Annotated in this window: 20 protein-coding genes and 2 pseudogenes; 10 read left to right on the top strand and 12 right to left on the bottom strand. The window is 69.2% G+C overall.

Annotated elements, in window-relative coordinates:
- Positions 1–16 precede the first annotated feature (16 nt).
- From ElP_RS36265 to ElP_RS36255, 3 genes are all read right to left on the bottom strand, one after another.
- Complete coding sequence (locus ElP_RS36265) at positions 17–1,651, bottom strand: SMP-30/gluconolactonase/LRE family protein (protein WP_231749940.1); 1,635 nt, start codon at positions 1,649–1,651, stop codon at positions 17–19.
- Between the two features lie 661 nt (positions 1,652–2,312).
- Positions 2,313–2,654 (bottom strand): hypothetical protein, encoded by a 342-nt coding sequence (locus tag ElP_RS36260; RefSeq protein ID WP_145279701.1) that lies wholly within the window; start codon positions 2,652–2,654, stop codon positions 2,313–2,315.
- A gap of 213 nt (positions 2,655–2,867) precedes the next feature.
- Positions 2,868–4,613 (bottom strand): hypothetical protein, encoded by a 1,746-nt coding sequence (locus tag ElP_RS36255; RefSeq protein ID WP_197447218.1) that lies wholly within the window; start codon positions 4,611–4,613, stop codon positions 2,868–2,870.
- Here ElP_RS36255 and ElP_RS36250 point away from each other — a divergent pair.
- A protein-coding gene (locus tag ElP_RS36250) for an IS630 family transposase (protein WP_145268065.1) occupies positions 4,600–5,732 on the top strand; the annotation gives its coding sequence in 2 pieces (ribosomal slippage) (positions 4,600–5,038 and positions 5,038–5,732; 1,134 coding nt in all). The two genes, ElP_RS36255 and ElP_RS36250, sit on opposite strands and share 14 nt — an antisense overlap.
- Here the strand turns inward: ElP_RS36250 and ElP_RS36245 are convergent.
- The 4 genes from ElP_RS36245 to ElP_RS36230 form a co-directional block, all read right to left on the bottom strand.
- On the bottom strand, positions 5,726–6,028 hold the full coding sequence (locus tag ElP_RS36245) for a hypothetical protein (RefSeq protein WP_145279699.1): 303 nt from the start codon (positions 6,026–6,028) through the stop codon (positions 5,726–5,728). The genes ElP_RS36250 and ElP_RS36245 overlap by 7 nt on opposite strands.
- Before the next feature lie 123 nt (positions 6,029–6,151).
- Complete coding sequence (locus ElP_RS40355; protein ID WP_231749939.1) at positions 6,152–8,998, bottom strand: protein kinase domain-containing protein; 2,847 nt, start codon at positions 8,996–8,998, stop codon at positions 6,152–6,154.
- A gap of 96 nt (positions 8,999–9,094) precedes the next feature.
- On the bottom strand, positions 9,095–9,673 hold the full coding sequence (locus ElP_RS36235; RefSeq protein WP_145279698.1) for an ECF-type sigma factor: 579 nt from the start codon (positions 9,671–9,673) through the stop codon (positions 9,095–9,097).
- A 65-nt stretch (positions 9,674–9,738) separates the two neighbouring features.
- Positions 9,739–10,293 (bottom strand): recombinase family protein, encoded by a 555-nt coding sequence (locus ElP_RS36230; protein ID WP_145279697.1) that lies wholly within the window; start codon positions 10,291–10,293, stop codon positions 9,739–9,741.
- Positions 10,294–10,479: 186 nt separating this feature from the next.
- Here ElP_RS36230 and ElP_RS36225 point away from each other — a divergent pair, with 186 nt between their 5' ends.
- Together ElP_RS36225 and ElP_RS36220 are read left to right on the top strand one after the other, a co-directional pair.
- Positions 10,480–12,339, top strand: a complete 1,860-nt coding sequence (locus ElP_RS36225; RefSeq protein WP_145279696.1) for a DUF4158 domain-containing protein — start codon at positions 10,480–10,482, stop codon at positions 12,337–12,339.
- A gap of 12 nt (positions 12,340–12,351) precedes the next feature.
- Positions 12,352–13,461, top strand: a pseudogene (locus ElP_RS36220) (Tn3 family transposase); the annotation flags it as partial.
- 36 nt (positions 13,462–13,497) lie between these two features.
- Here the strand turns inward: ElP_RS36220 and ElP_RS36210 are convergent.
- Positions 13,498–13,713, bottom strand: a complete 216-nt coding sequence (locus tag ElP_RS36210; protein WP_231749938.1) for a Y-family DNA polymerase — start codon at positions 13,711–13,713, stop codon at positions 13,498–13,500.
- Positions 13,714–13,805: 92 nt separating this feature from the next.
- Here ElP_RS36210 and ElP_RS36205 point away from each other — a divergent pair, with 92 nt between their 5' ends.
- Positions 13,806–14,243 carry a hypothetical protein gene (locus tag ElP_RS36205; protein WP_231749927.1) on the top strand — a complete coding sequence of 146 codons (438 nt, stop codon included), beginning with the start codon at positions 13,806–13,808 and terminating at the stop codon, positions 14,241–14,243.
- Positions 14,244–14,276: 33 nt separating this feature from the next.
- On the opposite strand, the gene ElP_RS36200 is transcribed toward ElP_RS36205, so the two are convergent.
- Both ElP_RS36200 and ElP_RS41560 read right to left on the bottom strand, forming a co-directional pair.
- Complete coding sequence (locus ElP_RS36200) at positions 14,277–14,768, bottom strand: SOS response-associated peptidase (RefSeq protein WP_390836266.1); 492 nt, start codon at positions 14,766–14,768, stop codon at positions 14,277–14,279.
- The gene (locus ElP_RS41560) at positions 14,768–14,950 is read right to left on the bottom strand and encodes an SOS response-associated peptidase family protein (protein WP_390836261.1); all 183 of its coding nucleotides are present in this window, start codon (positions 14,948–14,950) and stop codon (positions 14,768–14,770) included. The genes ElP_RS36200 and ElP_RS41560 overlap by 1 nt, the downstream gene beginning before the upstream one ends.
- A 233-nt stretch (positions 14,951–15,183) precedes the next feature.
- Between ElP_RS41560 and ElP_RS36195 the strand changes: the two genes are divergently transcribed.
- The 5 genes and pseudogenes from ElP_RS36195 to ElP_RS36175 all read left to right on the top strand — a co-directional run bounded on the left by ElP_RS36195 (position 15,184) and on the right by ElP_RS36175 (position 18,449).
- Entirely contained in the window at positions 15,184–15,726 is a 543-nt protein-coding gene (locus ElP_RS36195; RefSeq protein ID WP_145279625.1) for a hypothetical protein, read from the top strand.
- A 71-nt stretch (positions 15,727–15,797) separates the two neighbouring features.
- Positions 15,798–16,103, top strand: a complete 306-nt coding sequence (locus tag ElP_RS36190; RefSeq protein ID WP_145279624.1) for a hypothetical protein — start codon at positions 15,798–15,800, stop codon at positions 16,101–16,103.
- Between the two features lie 243 nt (positions 16,104–16,346).
- A complete protein-coding gene (locus ElP_RS36185; RefSeq protein ID WP_145279693.1) occupies positions 16,347–16,802 on the top strand; it encodes a hypothetical protein in 456 nt (151 codons plus the stop codon).
- Positions 16,803–16,977: 175 nt separating this feature from the next.
- Positions 16,978–18,108, top strand: a pseudogene (locus ElP_RS36180) (IS630 family transposase).
- 47 nt (positions 18,109–18,155) lie between these two features.
- Positions 18,156–18,449 (top strand): hypothetical protein, encoded by a 294-nt coding sequence (locus ElP_RS36175; protein WP_145279692.1) that lies wholly within the window; start codon positions 18,156–18,158, stop codon positions 18,447–18,449.
- 69 nt (positions 18,450–18,518) lie between these two features.
- Here the strand turns inward: ElP_RS36175 and ElP_RS36170 are convergent, their stop codons facing one another.
- A complete protein-coding gene (locus tag ElP_RS36170; RefSeq protein ID WP_145279691.1) occupies positions 18,519–19,577 on the bottom strand; it encodes a ParB/RepB/Spo0J family partition protein in 1,059 nt (352 codons plus the stop codon).
- Entirely contained in the window at positions 19,577–20,419 is an 843-nt protein-coding gene (locus ElP_RS36165; RefSeq protein WP_197447217.1) for a ParA family protein, read from the bottom strand. Before ElP_RS36165 ends, ElP_RS36170 begins: the two co-directional genes overlap by 1 nt.
- Before the next feature lie 408 nt (positions 20,420–20,827).
- Between ElP_RS36165 and ElP_RS36160 the strand changes: the two genes are divergently transcribed.
- Positions 20,828–21,358 carry a helix-hairpin-helix domain-containing protein gene (locus tag ElP_RS36160; RefSeq protein WP_145279689.1) on the top strand — a complete coding sequence of 177 codons (531 nt, stop codon included), beginning with the start codon at positions 20,828–20,830 and terminating at the stop codon, positions 21,356–21,358.
- The last annotated feature ends 126 nt before the right edge of the window (positions 21,359–21,484 follow it).

The following is a 21,484-nucleotide window of genomic DNA, read 5'->3' as shown; positions in this document are numbered from 1 at the left end:
GGGCGCGGCCGGGCGATCAGAGCCGGGGTGCCTCCGGCGTGATCGGCGGCCCGGAGGGCGTCAGGCCCCGGGCCCTGACCTTGCGCCGGTAGACCGCGTCGCCGCAGGTGACGAACAGGGTATCGAACCCGGGCCCGCCGAAGCAGACGCCGGTCGGCCAGGCACCGGGCGTCGGGATGATGGCGTTGACCCTCCCGGCCTGGTCGCAGACCTGCAACCCCATCCGGGAGGCGACGTAGAGCCGGCCGTCCCGGTCGACGGCCAGGCCGTCGCCCCCGCCGTCCTCGATGGAATCAGGGACGTGCAGATGAAAATACTTCTGCGTGTACTCCAACGAACCGTCGGCCCGGATCCGATGACTGGAAACCCAGCGGCTCCCCGCGTCGGCGACGTAGAGTAGCGTCCGGTCGGGGGAGAGGGCCACGCCGCTCGGGGAGCCCGGGCCGGTGTCCACCACCCTCGGCCCCCCATCCGGGGGGATGAACCAGATTTTGCCCGGCTCGCCGCCGCCCCGGGTCGGGTCGGTGACGTAGACCCCTCCCCCGGGGGTCGCGACCAGGTCGCCCCCTCGGAACCCCTCGGCGATCACCGACGCCTCCCCGGACTCGTCGTAGGACAGCACCTGCCCGGTTTCGGTGGCGACCACGAGGCGCCTCCCGCCCGGGACGAACGCCTGGCCGTCGGCCCCCTTCGAGTCGTCGAGGTGCTCGACCACGGAGCCGTCGAGGTTGATCTTGTAGGTCTTCGAATCCGGGATGTCATTGAAGTAAACCTCGCCCCGGTCGTTGGCGGCCGGGCCCCCTGCGGACCGGTAGCCATCGGCCACGAGCTGCCAGCCCTCCTCGGGGATGAGGATCTCCTGCAATTGCGGCGAACCGGGCCCGGCCCCGACCGGCCGTGGCCAGTCCGCCCAGAGCCACCGCATGGCCTCGGGGAAGATCTCGGTGGCGTGCCGGGAGTCGTGCCCGCCTTCCCCCCAGGCGTGCTCGACCTCGTAGCCGGAGAAGGCGAGGGCCCGCTCCATCTCCTGATTCGCCATCCACCAGTCGCCGCCGTAGATGTCCAGGTCGCCCGATCCGTCCTCGAGGAAGACCCGGATCGGCTTCGGCTCGACCTTCCGGATCAACGTGGGGTAATCATCGCCCCCCCGGAGGCCGACGTAGGTGCCGATCGCGCTGAAGACCCTCCGGAAGGAATCGGGCCGCTCCCAGGCGGCCGTGAAGGCGCAGATCGCCCCGCTGCTCGCCCCACCGATGGCCCGGTCGTTCGGGTCCCTCGAAATCCGGATCGGCCGGCCGTCGGCGGCGGTCTTCGATTCCACGTCGGGCAAGAGTTCCTCGATGAGGAAGCGCGCATAGTCGTCGCCGAGCCCGTCGTACTCGACGCTGCGGTTGAAGCGAGGCAGGGCGTCCCCGGTCGGCGGCGGCACCTTGCCGTGCATGACGAAGACGCCGATCGTCACCGGCATCTCCCCGGCGGCGATCAGGGCGTCGAAGGCGGCCGGGGCCTCGAACCGGATGCCGTCCTGGCAGACGAACAGGCAGGCCGGCGTCCCCGGGTCGTACTGCGAGGGCACGTACACCCAGTACTCGCGCTCGGTGCCGGGGAAAATACGGCTGTCGGAGAAGGAATACTTCGCCACCTCTCCCACCGGGGTACCCTCCCGGGGGACGGGGACGGGGGGCCCCGTCCCGAGTGCGACGGCGATGGCGACGGCGAGGACGACGGACGCTGAGCACGGCACGGCGGGCCCCTTTCTCGACGGCTTCCGGGGTGTTGGGATCGGTCCTCGGGCCGGGGCCATCGTAGTGCGGCTCCCCTCCCCATGCCACGGGTCGACCGCCATCCGCGAGCCCCCCGGCCCTGGGATCGACCTCCCGTCCCATCCCGGGTCACTCCCATGCCTCCTCCTTCGGACGTTCCCTCCCGTCCCCCGTGTGTAGCGCCCCCTCGTCCAGCCCCGGCCGGCTGGCCGGCCCCGGCACCATGAGGGACGCGAGACTCGCATTATTGACTCCATCCTGGCCAAAGAAACACCTGGGCGGTTTGCGGCGTAGTACCGGTATGAGGCCCATCGGGACCGCGGACGAACTGGAACGCCGCCGGCGCCGAGCCGTCGAACTGATGCAGGGGATCCGATAGCAACGGAGAAAAAACAACGACCTTCACCCTTACGGGTGTTCACCGGGCCGTCGAAGCGGAGACTAGCACACCCGGGAAATGACTCGACGCCTCCGCCCTCGCCTGAGGAACGAGGCGTCGGGGAGTTGGATGGGGGCACTCGACGAGTGAACTCGACGGGCGGTTCCCGCTCACCGTCCTCGTCGGAACGTGAGGCTGCCCTCGCCTTGCCAGGAGTAGGCGGCGGGGATGCCTCTGCCGAAGCGGCCGGTGATGGTGCCGGGAGGCGAGACGGGGTCGATCGAGAGGGTCTGAACCGTTCCCTCGCCGTAATGGCGGCCGAGGTGCGTGGCCTCGCCGACGATCCAGTGCGGGCGAGTGGGTTGTCCGGGAACGGGCAAGCCCTCGGGCCCGACGCCGCTGCCGGTGATCTTGAAAGGCTTGACCACCTGGGCCCGGGCCGGGGTCAGCACGAGCGCCGCGGCGAGGGCCATCAGCGGGACGATGAGGGCGGGGCGACGAATCTTCAGCATCGAGGGGAACTCCGGGTGCGTGTGATTGGGGATGATCGGCCCGCCGCCGGGGATCGGAGGGCGAGGCGGGCGGAGGCATCCGGCCTCCTTCGGCCGGACCATGAGGACGGGAGACTGGCTCCGAACCGCCCTTGCGTTGCCAGCAGAAGGCGACCGCGAGACGAACCTCGGGGGGGCCGAGGTTCGTCTCGCGGTTCGCGTTCGATGCCGGGATCAACCGTGAGCGGCGACGCGGAGACTCCTGGCGCGGCTTCGGAGCGCCGCGATCGCCGGCCGGAGGGACGTCGGGGCGAGGGCCGTTGGTTGATCGGCGAGGGCCCGGCCATCGGGGAGCCGACGCTCACCGGGGGCGAGGGCTCCGACCATCACGCCCCCCTCGTCGTGGTCGTGGCCGAGCAGGTGGCCGACCTCGTGGACGAGGGCCGAACGCACGTCCATCTGGCCGGCGCGTGACCCTCGGCCCCGGCCGACGTTCCAGCCCCAGCCGGCGGCGTTGTCGTCCAGGGTGATCGTCGAGCCCGACTCCTCGCCTAGACGATTGCCGCCGAGGTCGGCGATGGCGAGGTCGATATGGCCGAGGACGGAGGTATTGGCTCCGCGAGCCTTCCAATTGGCGAGCGCCTGTGCAATAACGGGTCGGGCCTGCGCCCTTGTGAGGGACTGCTCGATGGGTGCTGGTGCGGCTACCGTGGCGAGCAACGAGGCGGGGTCGCCCTGGAGGCGGACGATGGAGAAGTCATTCTGCCAGTTACCGGCCTGGGTCGGGACGCCGACCGACCCGACGGCCACGATCTCGCCGCCGGGCTGGATCGCCAGGGCATTGAACTGGTCGTAACCGGCTGTGTTGCTGGACGACTGGACCGCGAACCCCCCGTTGCCGAAGCCCGGGTCGGGAGAACCGTCGGAGTTGAAGCGAGCGATGAACGAGTCAGACGGCCCGCCTTGGGGTCCAAGTCCACCCGCGACGAGAAACTTCTCGTCCCCTTGGAGAGCGACATCGTTCGCGTATTCATTGCCAACCCGGCTTACGATGACCAACCCGGTCCCCCCGAGTGAGGGGTCTAGCGCGCCCGCGGACGTCAGGCGAGCCAAGACGACGTCATTGTCCACCCCATTGGAAGCAGAGAATGTGACAACGATACTGCCGTTCGGCTGCAATGCCATCGATGGGGAGAGTGCGAGCCCATTGGTGGCCACGATGGCCACCCCGTTCGTGCCAAAAGTCGGATCAATGTTCCCGTTATCGTCGTGGCGCTCGACGAATGTTGTGAACGAACTGTCTGCGTTTCTGAAGCGTCCGGAGGCGATGATTTTACCGTCCGTTTGAATGGCCACGTCGTACAGTGCTTCCGGGCCGGTGGTGACTCGGCCCACGATCACGCCCGCCTGTCCGAAGGACGGGTCGAGGTTCCCGGAAGAGTCATATCGCAGCAGGAGTGAGGAGTTCCCGGTGGTGCCGCTCCCGGCGTCGGTCTTGGTCGTCCCGACGACCACGATCTTGCCGTCCCAAGGCGAGCCGGTCGTCGCGTAGACTGCCATGGCGCTCGCAGAGTCGTATCGGTTGTACTCGTCGCCGGTCGCGTAGGTGCTGATGTTAGTACTCACCTTGCCGCCCGACCCGAAGGAGGGATCGAGCGACCCATTCGTCGCCAGGTACCGGACCAGCCCGATGTCGCTGTAGTAGGTCGTCGTCGTCTGCTTCCCGACCTTCACGGTGGTTTGCTTCTGGACCATCCCGATGGCGACGATCTTGCCCGAAGCGTCCAGCTTCATGTCGTTCAGCGAGTTACCGTAGAAGAAGTCGGTTTTGACCCTGCCGCCGCTCCCGAAGGTGGTATCGAGGGTCCCGTCGGTCATCAGCCGCACTAGTGGTCGGCCACTGACGACTTGAGGGATGGGCTGCAATCGGTTCTCCTGGAGCCCTAACCGCTTCAGGAGCATCGACATGAAGAAGTACATCGTGACGCTCACCGCCGACGAACGCCAGGCCCTCCTCGATCTCATCTCCGCCGGCAAGGCCTCCGCTCTGAAACTGGCCCATGCCCGCATCCTCCTCAAGGCTGATGCCGCCGAGGGCGGGCCCGCCTGGCCCGACGACCGCATCGCCGAGGCCGTCGAGGTCTCTGTCGCCACCATCGAGCGGGTCCGCCAGCGGTTCGTCGAGCAGGGCCTGGAGGCCGCCCTGGTCCGCAAGACGCAGGCCCGTCCCAGCCGCCAGCGGGCCCTCGACGGCCGGGCCGAGGCGAAGTTGATCGCCCTGGCCTGCTCGGAGCCCCCCGACGGCCGCAAGGCCTGGACGATGCGATTGCTGGCCGACAAGCTCGTCGAGTTGGAGATCGTCCCCTCGATCTCCGACGAGACGGTGCGCCGCTCTTTGAAAAAAGCGAACTGAGGCCGCATCTGAAGCAGCAGTGGTGCATCCCGCCGGAGGCGAACGCCGAGTTCGTGGCGGCGATGGAGGACGTGCTGGAGGTCTACCACCGGCCCTACGACGAGACGCGACCGCTGGTCTGCCTCGACGAGGCGAGCAAGCAACTGATCGGCGAGACGGTCGTGCCGATCCCGGCAGCGCCAGGGCGGCTCGAGCGGTTCGATCACGAATACGTCCGCAACGGGACGGCCAACCTGTTCATGGTGACGATGCCGCTGCTGGGGTGGCGTGCGGTCCACGTCACCGAGCGTCGGACGGCGTTGGACTTCGCCGAGGTGGTGCGTTGGCTGGTGGAGGAGGTGCACGAGGAGGCGGAGAAGGTCGTGCTGGTGATGGACAACCTGAACACGCACAAGATCGCCTCGCTGTACGAGGCGTTCCCGCCGGAGCGGGCCCGTCGGATCGCCGGGAAGTTGGAGATCCACCACACGCCGAAGCACGGGAGTTGGCTGAACATGGCGGAGATCGAGCTGTCGGTGCTGGCGAGGCAGTGCCTGGACCGGCGGATCGGGTCGAGCGAGGAACTGAAGCGGGAGGTCGCGGCGTGGGAGGAGGACCGCAACGAGCGGATGGTGGGCATTCGGTGGCAGTTCACCACGGCGGATGCCCGGATCAAACTGCACCGACTATACCCGGCAACTCAATAGCGGACGACCACTAGACTGAAGTCGCTCCTGCCGCCTGTCGCGAGTCTGACGGCGTCCCCCGCGACCACGATCTTTCCGTCGCCTTGGATCTGGGCGGCGTTCGCGTGATCCTGGGTATAGCCTGTCTTCTTGCCCTCGACGCTTGGGCTCGTCACGACGAAGCCACCAGTACCGAACGTCAAGTCGAGGTCACCAGCGCTCAGGAGCTGACGGCCTTCGAGCGGCTCGGACTGAGGGCGGCAGGCGGAACGACGGCGGGGGGTGGTCAGCCGCGCGGACGAATGGAATCGGGTCATGGGTAGGGCTCCTCAAAGATTCGGACTATGGGATCAACACGGCGCGCAGCACGACCGCCCGCCGGGCAACGCAGCGACTCGCCCGCTGCCTGCTCTCAGCAAACTCCGCTCTGTCGGATCAGATCACTGCGGCTTCGGGACAGGTCGTCCGGCGTCGGACTCTCCGTGGTCGATGCCGAGCAATCCAGCCGCCTCGGCCCGGATTTGGCGTCGCATCGCGACGTCGGGGTAACGGCCCGGCTTCGATCGCTTCTCGTCGGCCGCCAGCGTTGCGTCCGCCCGCGCGAAGACTTCGCGGGCCTTGGCCGCGTCGTCCAGCCGCCAGTGGGCCATCGCGGCGAAGAAGTCGCCCTCGCGGGGGTAGCTCTCCCGCTTCTCCAGGGACTCGATGCAGCACTTCCACTCCCCCGCTCGGTACGAAGCCCATCCGAGCGATTCCCAGGCGAGGCCGGCCTGGGCGGGCTGGAGTTCGACCGCCCGGCGGGCCAGCTTCAGGGCACGGGCCGGGTCGTAGAACGGCCCGTCGGGCGAGACGGAGTAGCGGTCGGCCGCAAGGGCAAGGTAGTAGGCCAGCGAGGGCTTGCGGCTGATCTCCGGATGCTCGCGGAGAATGGACTCCGCCAGTTCGACGCCGCGACGGGTCGCCTCGTCAGCCTCGGCCTCTTGCCCGTCCCGGTGGAGTGTGCTCGCGAGATTTAGGAGGCACCCGGCCAGCGTCTGGTGGTGTTCCAGGTGCTCGGGGTAGTCGTTTACGAGGTCCTCAAGCAGGGACTCGGCACGCCGCATGGTGGCGATCGCGTCGTCGGGCCGATTCAGGGCGTGCTGGGTGTTGTGGAGGTTGATCAGCGTGATGGCCAGGCTGGTCCGCAGGTACGGCGTCGGGACCGGCTGGGTTGAGCCGTCGGCTAGGAGGCCTTCCTGGAGTTCCACGACGCGCCGGTCCAGCCGTTCCGCCTCGCCGAGCCACCGTAAATCCACCGAGGCGTCGCTCTCCTCGGTGATGTGGGTGGTTTTGAGGATGCCCGCCCTGGTCATTAGCGCGAGGGCGAGGGTGTCCCGAGCGACGACGTCCTTCGGGGCCTCCGCGAGCACCGATTCGCAGAGCTCGACGGCTCGGCTGGAGTCCTCCTCCCGGTCGGTCGAATTAGCGAGGTTCTGGTACGCGATCGCCAGGTCCTTCCGGTACTCCAGGTCCGCGGGATGCTCGGCGGCCAGCCGCTCGAACTGCCCGATGGCGAGGCGATAGAACGGCTCGGCCTCGCGATACTGCTGGAGACTGGAATGGAGGAAGCCGAGCTGTCGCAGGCAACGACCGAGCGCGTGGCGATAGCGAGGCTCATGGGGGATGCGGTCGACCAGCGCCCGGCACTCGTCGATCGCCCGGCGGAGGGTCCCCGCCGCCTCGTCGAAACGGCCCATCGCGATGCCAATCCGACCGACCTTCAGGCGGGCGAGCGCGACATCGAGTCTCGTCGCCGGGTCGTCGGCCTGCTCCGCGGCGAGTTGCTCGTAGATCGCCTGGGCCTTCTCCAGGAACTCACGCTGCAGGGCGGTCAGATTCGGCTGATCGGCCAGCCACTTCTCGGCAACCTGCTCGTACATCTCGTCCACGGCGCGCCGGGCCAGTTGAGAGCGTTTGTCCGCCCGCAGACGGTCGGCGTTGGCGTGGCGCTCCGCCTCGGCGGCCCGGAACCCCTGCCAGGTGCTGACGGCGGTGCCCGCGACGAGGCTCAGGACGACAACCGACCCCGCGAGAATCGCCAGTTGGTTCCGCCGCGCGAACTTCGTGAACCGATACCAAGCTGACGGCGGGAACGCCTCGACCGGCCGGTCGGTGAGGTACCGCATCACGTCGGCGGCGAAGTCGTTGGCCGTCTCGTAGCGCCGACAGCGGTCCTTCTCCAGCGCCTTCATCACCAGCCAGTCGAGTTCTCCCTTCATCGACCCGCCGAGCCGCCTCGGGTCGGCCTTGCGCTGGGCCGAGACGGACGTGAGGGTTTCACCCAGAGAGCTCAGCCGCATGCTGGGGCGCGGAGGCTCCTCCTCGCGGATGATCCGACGCATCTCATCGAAGGCGGCTTGTCTTAGCGTCTCCGGGTCGAACGGTGTCGTGCCGGTCAGCAGCTCGTAGAGCAGCACGCCCAGGCTGTAGATGTCGCTGCGGGTGTCGACATCGACGCCCGACATCTCGGCCTGCTCGGGGCTGACATACAGGGGCGTGCCGACGAACTGGTGGAAGCCGGTGAAGAGCGTCTTCTCGGTCAGCGCCTGGCCGGTTGCCTTGGCGATGCCGAAGTCGATGACCTTGGGCACCCCGACGCCGTCGACGACGGTGACCAGCACGTTGGACGGCTTGAGGTCGCGGTGGATGACCCCCTTCTGGTGGGCGTGCTGCACGGCCCGGCAGACGAGCACGAACAGCTCCAGCCGCTCGGGGATGGAGAGCTCGTGCTGGTCGCAATACTCGGTGATGGGTAGGCCCCGGACCAGCTCCATGGCGAAGTAGGGGCGGCCTGAGGGGGTCATCCCGCCGTCGTGGACCTTGGCGATATTCGGGTGGTCCATCTGCGCCAGGGCCTGGCGCTCGGCCTCGAACCGGGCAACGACCTGCTCGGTGTCCATGCCCGGCTTGATGACCTTCAACGCCACGCGGCGGCGGACGGGCTCGGTCTGATCAGCCATGTAGACGGTGCCCATGCCCCCCTCGCCGATGGCCTCCAGCAGCGTGTAGGGGCCAATGGCCGCACCTTCCCGCTCGGCTGGGCCGGTCAGCTCGGCCGTGGCGTCGACCGGGAGGGGTTCGAGGAAGCTCGGCTCCAGGTCGCAAACACGGAGCAGCGCGTCGAGGCGATCTCGTCGGGCCACGTCATCGCCGCAGACCTGGCGGAGATAGGCGTCTCTCGCCTCGGGATCGGTGATGAGGCGGGCGACGTGGTAGATCGCCTCCTCGTCGAGCTGGACGGTGGTCATCGTGCCGCTCCTTCGCCGGATTGGCCGGCTCTCTACGACTCAATGCGAGCGCGGCGAGCGAATCATCTAATCGCTCCGGGATTTTTTTCTTCGGGATCAGGCCGGGGCGTCCTCCGGGTCGTCGCCGAGCATGGCGACGCGGAGCCAGCTCCGGGCGTAGGACCAGTCGTTGTTGGCCGTGGCGACGGAGATGCCGAGCAGCTCGGCGGCCTGGGGAATGGTCAGTCCGGCGAAGAAGCGAAGCCGGACGAGGTCGGCCTTGCGGCGGTCCCGGGCCTCCAGCGCGGTGAGGGCCTCGTCCAGGGCAATCAGGTCGACGCGGGCGTCCATGACGATGGGCTGAACCGCGTCGAGGTCGACCCGCTGGCGATTGCCTCCAGCCTGGGGGCCGGCCTTGCGGCGGGCGTTCTCGACAAGGATGCGACGCATGGCCTCGGCCGCCGCGGCGAAGAAGTGCCCCCGGCCGTCCCAGGGCCGGGCCTGATCGGTCCCGACCAGCCTCAAAAACGCCTCGTGGACCAGGGCCGTGGCCTGGAGGGTCTGGCCGGGTTTCTCGCGTGCCAGCTTCCGGGCGGCCAGCTTGCGCAGCTCGTCGTAGACCAGGGGCAGGAGCCGCTCGGCCGCCCGGGCGTCGCCCTGTTCGATGGCCGAGAGAATGCGGGTGATGTCGTTCATCCCACTGAGCCCATCGGTCCCCGGATGCTTGTCGTAGGACGACTCGTCCCCGGCCGCTCCACGATTCACCGGCTCGACGCGGGCACCCATCGGTAGAGCGTCGGGACCGAGACGCCGAGGTTCCGGGCCACATCCCGGGGCGGCATGCCGCCCCCGAGCAGCTTGCGGGCGGATTCCACCTTGCCCGGCGTCATCCGCCGCCTGCGCCCGCCGACCCGGCCCCGCCGCCGCGCCGCGTCCAGCCCCGCCCGGGTGCGCTCGGCCAGCAGCTCCCGCTCCATCTGCGCCAGCGACGCCATGAGGTGGAAGAAGAACCGCCCCGCCGGCGTCGTGGTATCGATACCGTCGGTGAGACTACGGAACTGGACGCCTCGCTCTTGCAGGTCGGACACGAACTCGACCAGCCCCTTCACGGTGCGCCCCAGGCGGTCCAGCTTCCAGACCACGAGCACGTCGCCGGACCGGAGGTGGGACACAGCGTCCGCCAGTCCGGTACGGTCCCCCTTCACGGCCGACGCCCTGTCGGTGAAGACCCGCTTGCAACCGGCCTTCTTCAGGGCATCGAGCTGGAGGTCGAGCGACTGCTCGTCGGTGGAGACCCGGGCATAGCCGATCCGCATGTGATCTCTCCTGCCGGCTTTCTCGAAACCCATCGTACCCGTACACTGGCGAGAAAGCGATTCCGAGAACGGTTTCCGAGAAGCGAGAGACCCTGGTTCTGCCGTCGCCGGCCCTGACCCACCGGAGACTCTCGCAACCCTTCGTTTGCGAGAACCCCGGGCGGCCGTCCCCCGGAGGAGACCGCCGTGCCCACCGGGTTCCTCACCGACGCGGAACGTGAGCGGCTCGACAGCTCTCCCGCCCAGGTTGTTCCCGGCGACCTCGACACCTACTTCACCCTCACCCGCTCGGACCGCAGACAAATTCCTCGGACGACCTCGGCCGCCAACCGCCTGGGATTCGCCCTGCAACTCGGTGCGCTCCGCTTCCTGGGCTTCTGCCCCGACGACCTGAGCACCATCCCCGAGGCGGTCGTCGCCTACGTGGCGCGGCAACTCGACTTCGCCCCGGGCGAGATGGCGCGGTATGGCCGGCGGGGGCAAACGCGGACGGAGCACCTCCGGCAGATCCGGTCCCACCTCGGTTTCCGCAAGCCCACGGCCGGAGAGATGGCTCAACTGGAAAGCTGGCTCGTGGACCGCGCCCTGGAGCACGACCGACCCACCTTGCTCCTGCAGCAGGCCTGCGAGCACCTGCTCAGCATCCGGATCGAGCGGCCGGGGGTCACTCAGCTGGAACGGATCGTCGCCTCGGCCCGACGGCGAGCCCAGCAGCAGACCTGCGGTCGATTGGCGCCGATCCTGACCAAGGACTGCAAGGCCCGGCTCGACGGCCTGCTGACCGTCGACGCCGACATCGGGCGATCCAGCCTGGCCTGGCTCCAGCAATCTGCAACGACGTACTCGCCGCAAATGATCCTCGCCACTCTGGAAAAGCGGGCCCGCTGCCGGCAATGGGGGGTCGATCGCTGGGACGTGTCGGCGCTGACCCCGAACCGCCTGAAGTTCCTGGCCCAGATCGCCCGCCGGTCCACGAACCAGGCCCTCCAGCGGATGCCCGAGCAGCGGCGTTACCCGATCCTCGTCGCCTTCCTCTACCAGACCCTGATCGACCTGACCGATGAGGCCCTCGACCTGTTCGACCGCTGCCTCGCCGAGGCGTACCACCGGGCCGGTCGCGACCTGGAGGACTTCCGGCTCTCGGTGGCCCGCTCGACCAACGAAAAGGTCCAACTCTTCCGGGAGATCGGCCGGGCGGTCCTCGACCCCAAGGTCAAGGACGCGGACCTGCGCCGCACCATCTACCGCCGCATCACCCCGGATGAACTCCGGGACGCCGTCGAGGAGTCCGACCGGATCATCCGGCCCCTCGACGACCACTACTTCGATTTCCTGGAGAGCCGCTACACCTACCTCCGCCAGTTCACCCCCGAGTTCATCGACGCGATCACATTTCGCTCCAGCGGCGATCCGGCCCTGATCAAGGCCGTGGACCTGCTCCGTCAGCTCAACGCCGAACGACGACGCGTCCTCCCCGATGAAGCGCCACTCGAGTTCGTTCCCGCGAGGTGGCGGCCGTATGTCAACGACAATCCCGACCCGACGAAGCGCCGCCATTACTTCGAGCTCTGCGTGCTCTGGGAGTTGCGAGGTGCCCTGCGGGCCGGTGACGTGTGGCTGGCGGGCAGCCGTCGCTACGCCGACCCCCAGACGTATCTGATCCCGCGGGAGGAGTGGCCCGGCCTCCGCACAGAGGTGTGTCGGGAGATTCAGGCACCGGAAGACGGGACGGACCGTTTGCGTGAGCGTGAGCAGGAGCTGAGCGGGCTATTGGACCGGGTCGAGGCTTTGCTCGCCAAGGGCGGAGACGTTCGTATGGAGGGCAACGACCTGGTGGTCTCCCCCTTGGAGGCGGAGCAGAAGTCGGAGAGCACGGCGGAGCTGGAACGACTCATTGATGAGCGGTTGCCGTTGGTCGAGCTGAGCGAGCTGCTGATCGAAGTCGACGGCTGGACGCGCTTCAGCGACGACTTCGAGCACGCCGGGGGGACGGAGCGGCGAATCCGTGAAATACGAAATCATCTCTATTCGTCGGTCCTTGCCTAGGCTTGCAACCTCGGCCTGACCCGCATGGCGCGGATCTCCGACCTGACCTACCAGAAGCTGGCCTGGTGCACGAATTGGTATATCCGTGAGGAGACCCTGAAGGCCGCGACGACACGACTCGTCAACTTCCAGTATCACCAGCCACTGAGCCAATTCTGGGGCAGCGGGACGCTGTCTTCGTCCGACGGTCAGCGGTTCCCGGTCTCCGGCAAGGTCCGGATGGCCACGGCACTGCCACGGTACTTCGGCTTCGGCAAGGGGGTGACCTTCTACACCTGGACCGCCGACCAGTTCGCGCAGTACGGCACGAAAGTCATCCCCGCCACGGTGCGCGACGCGCCCTACGTGCTCGACGAGATCCTCGACAATGAGACGGAACTGCCACTCCTGGAGCACACGACCGACACGGCGGGTTACACCGAGGTCGTCTTCGCCCTGTTCGACTTGCTGGGCCTGCGATTCTCACCGCGGATCCGCGACCTGGGCGACCAGCGGCTCTTCCGGGTCGAGTGCCAGAAGCGTCACCCCCATCTGGGGCCTCGGCTCAAAGGGCGGATCAACCGCGATCGGATCCTGAGGGACTGGGATGACCTGTTGCGTGTGGCCGGATCGCTGAAGCGCGGTTGGGTCACCGCGTCTTTGCTGATCGACAAGCTCCAGTCCTACACGCGCAAGAACCAGTTGACCCGTGCCCTGCAAGAGTACGGTCGCCTGGTGAAGACCATCTTCATCCTGCGGTACATGGAAAGCGATCCGCTCTGACGCCGGATCAACACCCAACTCAACAAGGGGGAGGCCCTCCACGGCCTGCGGGAATTCCTCCTGTTCGCGAACAAGGGCGTCCTCCGCAAGAAACAGGAGGAAGAACTCATGAACCAGGCGGGCTGTTTGAACCTGGTGACCAACGCGGTGGTGACCTGGAACACGGTCTACATGGCGGCGGTGATCGACCGCCTCCGGACCGAGGGCAAGACGGTGAACGAGGAGGATATCGCCCGGCTCTCCCCGGCCCGCTACGAGCACATCAATCCCTACGGCAAGTACCGCTTCGAGGTCGAGGACGGGTTGAGCCGAACTCGGTTGCGTCCGCTCCGGCCGCCTCCTGAACAAAAGCAACGGTGAAGATCGTTGTTTTTTTCTCCGTTGCTATCGGAACCCCTAGACCCCTTCGGGGCAGAGGGCCATGGCGTCCCAGATGGGCATGCCGGTGCCGACGCCGGCGGCCTTCATCTCGTAGCTCTTGGCGATGACGCAGGCGCCCTGGTTGCCGAGCACGCCGACGGGCAAGCCGGCGAGGTGCGCGTGGCGCACCCGCTCGGCGGCGACGTAATAACAATCGGCGTCGACGTGCCCGATCGGCCCTTGGCGCTTCATGGACGGAAGCATACTCTGCACATAGGATCAGTCAAACCGGGGAGTCGGACCGTCGGGCCGTGTGCCAGGGGATCGCCGTCGCGGGGAGCGAGTTGCCCACGGAATTGATCGGGCGGCCCGGCATGGCCCATCGCCGCTACCTCCGCGGCGAGCGGGACGAGTACCGCTTCCTGTACCGGGAGCGGTGGCCGGCGCTGCCGATCTGGCGGGACGGCCGGCTCCAGGTCGTCCGCTGGGGGAACGGGCGGGGCCAGAGCCGATCCCTGCCCCGGACGGGCTGGACGTGGCTGCGGACGATCGAGGAGGGGGGCTGGCGGGGGATCGAGTCGGTGCCGGTGGAGATCCCGGCGTCGTTCGGCCTGGAGCGTCGGGGGGTGTGGTATCTGATCGAGACGGGGTTCCGGGGGCTGGTGGTGCCGGACGAGCGGGGCTGGGCGGTCGCCTACATGCTGTGCGAGCCGGCCAGCCACTACTACAGGATCATGACCGGCTCGGACCGGATGCCGGTGCTGATCGACCAGCGGATCTGAGCCCGGACGGGGCCGGGAGGCGGCGCGGCCGGCTCACGAGGCGACCGGCTCGATGCACTCGGGCCGGTCGACCCTCGGGCTGCCGACGAGCGTGCCGACCGGATGGGCCGCCATCAGCCCGGCCGGGAATGGGGCCAGGAGCGCGTGCAGGTCCGACGCCTGCTCCTCCGGGTCGAGCCTCTGGGCGTAGTCCTCGGGGCGGAGGATCGCCGGCATCCGGTCGTGGACCGGGGCGACCAGGTCGTTGGGCTCGGTGGTGATGATGGCGACGCTCTCGACCGGCGCCGGGCCCTTCGACCAGCGTTCCCACAAGCCGGCGAAGGCGAACGGCTCGTCGTCCTCCCGGCGGAAGTAATGGGGGGTCTTGGTCCTGCCCTCGGCCCGCCACTCGAAGAACCCCGAGGCGGGCACGAGGCACCGGCGGTGCTTGAAGGCCGAGCGGAAGGCGGGCTTGCCGGCGACGGTCTCGGCCCGGGCGTTGATCATCCGATTGCCGATCGAGGGGTCGTCCGCCCAGGAGGGGATCAGCCCCCAGCGGAGCGTCGCCAGCCGCCGCCGACCCCCTCGGATCCGGAGCGGACGGCGAGGACGTCCTGGGTGGGGGCGACGTTGTAGCGCCGGGGCAGCTCGGGGACCTCGTCGGGGTCGAGATCGAAGGCCTCGGCGATGGCCCGGCGGTGGGCGTGCAGGGCGTATCTTCCACACATCGGCATTGCTCCCGGGTCCGATCCGGCGGGTCATCCGCCCCGCCGCACCCGACGGGACGTCCCCCCGCTCATGAGGTCGTGCGGCCGGGCGTCAATCGCCTTATATAACTGAATGCGCGTTGATATCTGTCAACAGCGGACACAGTCGCGACGGGATCCCGCTTGCTGTGAAATGAACAAAATGCCACTATCAGCGGCGGTGCATGATGTGACCCGGCCGAGAGACCACCGGTATGAGCACTCCCCCGACCCCCGAGGGACTCCACCTCAAGCGGCTCACCCTGGACGACGACGGCCGGGCCCGCCTGGCCGGGCGGCTCAAGGCGGCGGACGAGGCCCGCACCGCGGAGCGACGAGAGGAGCGGCGGCGGCAGGACGAACGCCGCCGGGCCTTGATCCGCGGCGCCGAGGCGGTCGCCTTCCGCTGGGCGACCGAGGTCGCCAGCCGGGACGAGCTGGCCCGGATCGGCCTGCACTGGGGGCGGCTCTCCCACCCCCTCTCGCACGGCCTGGCCGACTTCCTCGTCCGGGAGCCGGCCCGGACGATCGGCACGCATCTCATCCGCTCGATCAGCGACCGGGAGCTGACCGAGGAGCAGGCCCTCGGCTTCTGGTCCGGCCTGGTCGGCGACGCCGACGCGGCCCGGCGGGCCTGCGACGACTTCAGCTTCATCGCCGCGTTTTGCAACGTCGCCGCCCAGCTCTGGGACCAGGACGCCCCCCTGCTGGGCGGCCGCCCCGAGCACGCCCCGCCCTGGCGCGACCCCGCCCGGTGAGCCCCGCCCGCGCGGCCACCGGCCGCGCCCCGCCGCCGACCGACGACCGACGACTCCGAGGAGGATCCACAATGCCGATCCTGGACGACGAGGCCAAGGCCCGGGTGGCCGCCCGGCTGAAGGCGACCCGACCCGACCCGCCGGCGGACCCCCAGCAGGACCCGAAGCAGGCCGAACGCCGTGCGGCCGAGGCCCGCTACGGCGCGGACCTGGGCCGGCACTGGGCCAGCAATCAGGCCTCCTACAAGGAGCTACGCCAACTGGCCCGCGAGTGGCGTCGGCCCTGGGGGCTGCTCAGCCCCCGGGTGGTCCGCGCCGTCGAGGGCGACCCGGCACGCTCGCGGGGGACCACGCCTTCGCCTTCTGGGCCGCCCTGACCCACGACCTCGACACGGCCCGGCGGCTCTGCGACTCGGCCGACTTCGTCGATGCGTTCGCCGAGGCCGCCTGCCGGGTCTGGGATGAGGTCGAGCCGCTGCTGGGCGACCACCGCGATTGAGCGCCGCCCATCGTGCCTCGCACGCGCGGCCCCCGCCGCGCCCCACCGCCGGCGTCCCGACCCGTCGATCCCGACGGCCGGTGCGCCCTGTCCGCAGGGGGATCGACGGGGGACAGCAGGGATGGACGACGAGGCGCGTCGGCGGTTGATCGAGCGGCTGGCGGCGTCCCGGGAGGCCGGGGCAAACGCATGGGAGGACCCGGCGGAGAAGGCGACGCGGGACGTTGCCGCCAACCGCTGGGGCCGGGAGCTGGGGCGGCGTTGGGCAATCGAGGAGGCGAGCTATGAGGAGCTTCGTCGGCTGGGCGAGCGGTGCGATCGGCCGGACGGGCTGTTCCGTCGGTCGGAGATCGCCGAGGTGGAGATGACGCAGGGGGCGACGCTGGCCGGGCGGCTGATCCGGCAGGTCAGCCGGGAGCCGATGGACGCCGGGCAGGCGGCGCGGTTCTGGGCATGGCGGCAGGGGATGCCGGCGTCGGCGAGCCGTCTTCTGTTAAACAGTCGCTCATTCGTGGTGGGCTTCGCGGCCGGTGCGGCGGCGGTCTGGGAGCGGGTGCGGCAGGAGCTGGGCGACTGAGGGGCTGGTGGCGGGCGAGGGGAAGACGTACGACCGGACAGGCTCCCGGTGCGGCCCTCCCCCCTGCCCCGCGGTCCGGCTAGTGGGCCGTCAATCTTCATTTGACCGGTAGCGTAGGGTCCTGTCTTGATGAGGTTTGGCGAAGGCACGAACCTCATGAACCAGGAGCATCGCGATGGACAAGTACCGGGTCACCCTGACCGAGGAGGAGCGGGCTGAGTTGCAGCACCTGGTCTCCACCGGCAAGGCTGCCGCCCGCAAGCTGGCCCATGCCCGTATCCTCCTCCTGGCCGATACCAGAGCCGGCCAAGAGCACTCGGATGAGCGGATCGCCGACGCACTTGGGGTCAGCCTACGAACCATCGCCCGGGTCCGTCAGCGGTTCGTCATCGACGGCGTTCAGGCGGCCATCAGTCGGGGTCCCCAGCCGCCACGACCGGACAAGATCAAGATCAAGGGGGACATCGAGCAGCGGTTGGTCCGACTGGCGTGCAGCGATCCGCCGCAGGGCCGATGCCACTGGACGCCGCAACTGCTGGCCGACGAACTGGTCGTCCTGGGCCTGGCCGAGTCGATCAGCACCGAGACCGTCCGCCAGGCTCTCAAAAGAACGACATCAAGCCCTGGATCGTCGAGACCCGGTGCATCCCGCCCGAGGCCGACGCCGAGTACGTCTGGCGGATGGAGGACGTGATCCAGGTCCACCTGCGGCCCTACGACCCGAGGTTCCCGGTCGCCTGCTTCGGAGGCGTGCAAGCAACTCTTCGGCGAGGTGCGGCCACCCAGGCGGTGCCGCTCGGGCCGACCGGCTCAGGTGGACTACGAGTACGAGCGGGAGGGCGTCTGCCACCAGTTGATGATGTGCGAGCCGCTGCGGGGCTGGCGTCATGTCAAGGTGACCGGACGCCGGACCCGGCGGGACTACGCCGGCTGCATCCGGGACCTGGTGGAGGTGCACTACCCCCGAGCGGAGAAGGTCCTGCTGGTGCAGGACAACTTGAATACGCACGACGGGGCGAGCCCCTACGAGGCGTTCTCGCCGGAGGTGGCACGTCGGCTCCTGGACCGGATCGAGTTCCACTACACACCCAAGCACGGCAGTTGGCTGAACATGGCCGAGACGGAGATCAGCGTCATGAACCAGCAATGCCTGGATCGCCGGCTGGAGGGTCCGGCCAAGCTGGCGGCGGAGGTGGCGGCCTGGGAACACCGGCGGAATGTGAGGAGAGCCCGAATCCACTGGACCTTCACACTGGCCGCCGCTCGCCGGAAGCTGCGGAAGCTTTACCCGTCAATTGAAGATTGACGGCCCACTAGGATGGACGGCCCCGAGAGACGAAGAGGAGGCCGACCATGCCGTGTCCCCGAGGCCGACGCCTTGCCCATGCTATGGTGGGCCTGATGCTGTTGCTGGCCCCCGAGGCCCTCGCCCCGACTGCCTCCGCCCAGGAGCCGAGCCCGGAACGGCTGGCGGCGATGCAGCGGACGATCGAGCGGCGGCGGCAGCGGCGACTGGCCCGGGGCGGTGCCCGTCCAGTGGGGGCGATAGTGGCCTGGCCGATGCCACCAACGCTGGTGATCCGGCAGACAGGCGAGGCGCACGACGAGGTCGGGGCCCTGCTCCGCCTGCTCCGGGGTGGGTTCTAATCGGTGCGGGCGGGCGATCGACCGCCGGGGTGAGCGGTCGATCCGCCGGCCGAATCGGGCGGGCTCGGTTCAGGCGGCGACCCCACTGCCCTGCTCGTCATCGTCCTCGCTCGGGTCCGTGGACTCCAAGCGGGATTCTGTTCGCTCGGAGGTCGGGGTGTCCGACGCCGTCGCCCCGCCGTTCCTGACCAAGCTGGCCAGGATCTCCTGGGCGATGGCCCGCAGGACGTCGGAGTCGATGCCCTTGGCCCGCTCGATGGTTGCCCGGGCACCGGCTGCCTTGAAGACGCGCTTGGTGACGAGGCGCAGCCCCCTGCTCTTGGCCTTCCCCTTGGCCGTCTGCCCGGAGGACGCCCCCCTGCCCCGCGGCCGCTCGGCCTTGATCGCCTGGACCTCGGCGACCACCTCGTCGCGGGTCAGACCGTCGGCTACGATCCGCTCGGCCAGCGCAACCTGGGCCTCGGCCTCGCCGAGCTTGCTGACTTCATAAGCAACCCGGGGGGCCAGATCCCCGGCCTCGACGCGGGCTTGCACGGCCTCGGGCAGCTCCAGCAGCTTGAGCGCCGTGGAGACGGTGAACTGGGTGATGTGCAGCTCCTCGGCCAGACGCTCGTGGCTCCAGCCGGTCGCGTCGAGGAGCCGGCGGAAGGCCCGGGCCCGCTCGATCGGCGCTAAATCCTCGCGCACGCAGTTTTCGATGAGTTGCAGCCCCAACCGCTCGTCGTCGTCGGGACGGCGGTCCAAGATCTTGCACCGCAGCGTCGGCAGGCCGGCCCGCTGGGCGGCCCGGTAGCGCCGCTCACCCGAGATGATGACGTAGCTGCCGAGGTCCTCGGACCAGAAGACCACGATGTTCTGCAACTGCCCCCGCTGCTTGAGCGACGCCGCGAGCCGGTCGAGGGCCTCCTCATCGAAGGAGCGGCGCGGCTGCTCGGGGTCGGGGGCAATCCGGCCGATTTCGATGGCGTGGGCGCCGGCATCCCGGCCGACCCCGACGGCCTTGGCCGGCAGGCCGCCGGTGGGCTGCGCCATGCCGGCCGGCACCCCGGGGGCCCGCCCCTGGCCCAGGCTCGACGCCAGCTCGCCGCCGTACTTCTTCAGGTACTGCTCCCGCTTCGAGTCGTTCATCAGGCCGCCTCCTTCCCGGTGCTCCGCTGCTCGACCTGCGCGACCTCGGGCCCGAGCCCCAGGGCCGCCAGGCGTCCGAGGATCTCGTCGGCGACGGCGTCCATCGCGCGGGCCGCGGCGCCCCGGGGCTTGTGCCAGTGGATCGGCCGCAGCGCGGCGATCGCCTCGGGGAAGTCGGCCGACTCGGGGACGACCGCCTCCAGCAGCTCCGGCGTGTCGGCCCCCAGCAGCTCGACGAAGGTCTTGTGCATCGCCCGGCGGGCGTTGTGCATGGTCACGAGCACCCCGGCCACGGGGATCGGCCGGCCCCAGCCTTGCTCGACCAGGGCAAGCCAGTCGCGGACCTCGGCCAGCCCCTGGGCGCCGTACAGCTCGGGCTGCGTCGGGATGATCGCCGCGTCGGCGGCCAGGAGGCCCGACCAGGTGCAGTACTGGAGGTTCGGGCACGAGTCGATGATCGTGATGTCGAAGCCCGCGGCCAGCGGCCTCAACCCCTCGCGCAGCCGTGCCTGCTCGTCGAACGGCAGCAGGTGGGGTTCCGGCACGTTGAAGCGCTTGGCTGCGGCCGAGCCGGCGAGCAGCGAGAGGCCCTCGAACTCGGTCGGCCGGATGAGGTCGTCCGCGTCCATGGGGAGTTCGTCGTAGAGGGCGTAGAGGGTCGTCGCGGGGTCGAGGCCGCGGGCCGCCTCGTTGCCGAGCAGCCCCTTGGTGAGGCTGCACTGGGGGTCGTTGTCGACTAGCATCACGCGGAGGCCGCGGCGGGCGATTGCTCCTCCTAAGTGCATGCAACTACTCGTTTTGCCGACTCCGCCCTTCTCGTTGATCATGGCCACGACGGACATGCTGGGCCTCCTGGGCTCGGGTGTCTTGCCCAGAGTATCGGCCGACCGCGGCGGGTTGGTTGAGCCTCTCGGCCCAGCCTTCATAGCCCGGCTATAGATGTCGCCGCGGTGGTACAGGGTCCTGCCCCTGCTCCGTGTGGGACAAGCTGGCCATAGCCCGGCTATGGAGGCCTCCTGGGAGGGGTGAGCGTGCGCGACCGGACCTTGATCCGGCCGGTCATAGCCCGGCTATGGGACGTCCCGGGATCCAGGGGGTAGTTGTGGAGCGCGCCGCGCGCGGTCGGCTCGTTGGGCAGCGGCCTGAAGCGAACGTGGGCACAGTTCGGGTAGTCTGGTGATCGGCCGTTGCGTGCGTCTTGAAGGTGGGGGCGGATCCCGGTCAATTGAGTCCAACCGGAGGTCATCAGCATGCCGCCCCTGCGCCTCGTCGTCGACCGATTCGAGGGCCGCTCCAAGCATCTCGCAGTCCTGGTCGCCGAGGACGGCCACACCGCCGTCCTCCCGCGCGACTTGCTGCCCGAGGGAACGCGCGGCGGCGAGGTGCTTGTCGTCTCGCTCGCCCCCGCGGACGACGCCAAGCCGCCCGGCCCGAGCGGATCGGCCGTCGACGTCAATACCGCCCCCGTCGGGGACCTCAAAAAGCTCCCCGGCGTCGGTCCCGTCCTGGCCGATCGCATCGTCGACGCCCGGCCGTACGGCTCGGTCGACGACCTATCGCGGGTCGTGGGGCTCGACGCGGCGTCGCTGGAGAGGCTTCGACCGCTCGCCTCGGCTGGCTCAGCGACCAGGGGGCCCCAGTCGCCATCGGCGCCGATCCGGCTGCGGGTCGAACGGCCGGCCGAAGGGCCGGGAGGGGACGTCCGCCTGGCGACCGAGGACGGCCGGGAGGTCGTCCTGCCGGGCGACCTGCTGCCGGGCCCGGCCGGGGCAGGGGGGTGACGGCGTCGGTCAGTGGGTGAGCCAGTCCTCGACGACGAGGCCCGGGATCGGCCCGAAGTGGGCCGTGTAGTGGGTCACCAGCGTCAGGCCGTTCGCCAGGGCGACCGAGGCGATCAGCAGGTCCAT

The organism is Tautonia plasticadhaerens, assembly GCF_007752535.1.
Taxonomy (GTDB): domain Bacteria; phylum Planctomycetota; class Planctomycetia; order Isosphaerales; family Isosphaeraceae; genus Tautonia; species Tautonia plasticadhaerens.
This window is presented reverse-complemented; position numbering and strand designations above follow the sequence as displayed.

Coding starts and splice junctions, on each gene's coding strand:
- ElP_RS36210 (WP_231749938.1), bottom strand. CDS start 13,713: ATGAAGCGCCAAGGGCCGATCGGGCACGTCGACGCCGATTGTTATTAC.
- ElP_RS36245 (WP_145279699.1), bottom strand. CDS start 6,028: ATGACCCGATTCCATTCGTCCGCGCGGCTGACCACCCCCCGCCGTCGT.
- ElP_RS36175 (WP_145279692.1), top strand. CDS start 18,156: ATGCCGTGTCCCCGAGGCCGACGCCTTGCCCATGCTATGGTGGGCCTG.
- ElP_RS36185 (WP_145279693.1), top strand. CDS start 16,347: ATGGACGACGAGGCGCGTCGGCGGTTGATCGAGCGGCTGGCGGCGTCC.
- ElP_RS40355 (WP_231749939.1), bottom strand. CDS start 8,998: ATGACCACCGTCCAGCTCGACGAGGAGGCGATCTACCACGTCGCCCGC.
- ElP_RS36230 (WP_145279697.1), bottom strand. CDS start 10,293: ATGCGGATCGGCTATGCCCGGGTCTCCACCGACGAGCAGTCGCTCGAC.
- ElP_RS41560 (WP_390836261.1), bottom strand. CDS start 14,950: ATGTGTGGAAGATACGCCCTGCACGCCCACCGCCGGGCCATCGCCGAG.
- ElP_RS36195 (WP_145279625.1), top strand. CDS start 15,184: ATGAGCACTCCCCCGACCCCCGAGGGACTCCACCTCAAGCGGCTCACC.
- ElP_RS36255 (WP_197447218.1), bottom strand. CDS start 4,613: ATGTACTTCTTCATGTCGATGCTCCTGAAGCGGTTAGGGCTCCAGGAG.
- ElP_RS36170 (WP_145279691.1), bottom strand. CDS start 19,577: ATGAACGACTCGAAGCGGGAGCAGTACCTGAAGAAGTACGGCGGCGAG.
- ElP_RS36165 (WP_197447217.1), bottom strand. CDS start 20,419: ATGTCCGTCGTGGCCATGATCAACGAGAAGGGCGGAGTCGGCAAAACG.
- ElP_RS36160 (WP_145279689.1), top strand. CDS start 20,828: ATGCCGCCCCTGCGCCTCGTCGTCGACCGATTCGAGGGCCGCTCCAAG.
- ElP_RS36190 (WP_145279624.1), top strand. CDS start 15,798: ATGCCGATCCTGGACGACGAGGCCAAGGCCCGGGTGGCCGCCCGGCTG.
- ElP_RS36260 (WP_145279701.1), bottom strand. CDS start 2,654: ATGCTGAAGATTCGTCGCCCCGCCCTCATCGTCCCGCTGATGGCCCTC.
- ElP_RS36235 (WP_145279698.1), bottom strand. CDS start 9,673: ATGAACGACATCACCCGCATTCTCTCGGCCATCGAACAGGGCGACGCC.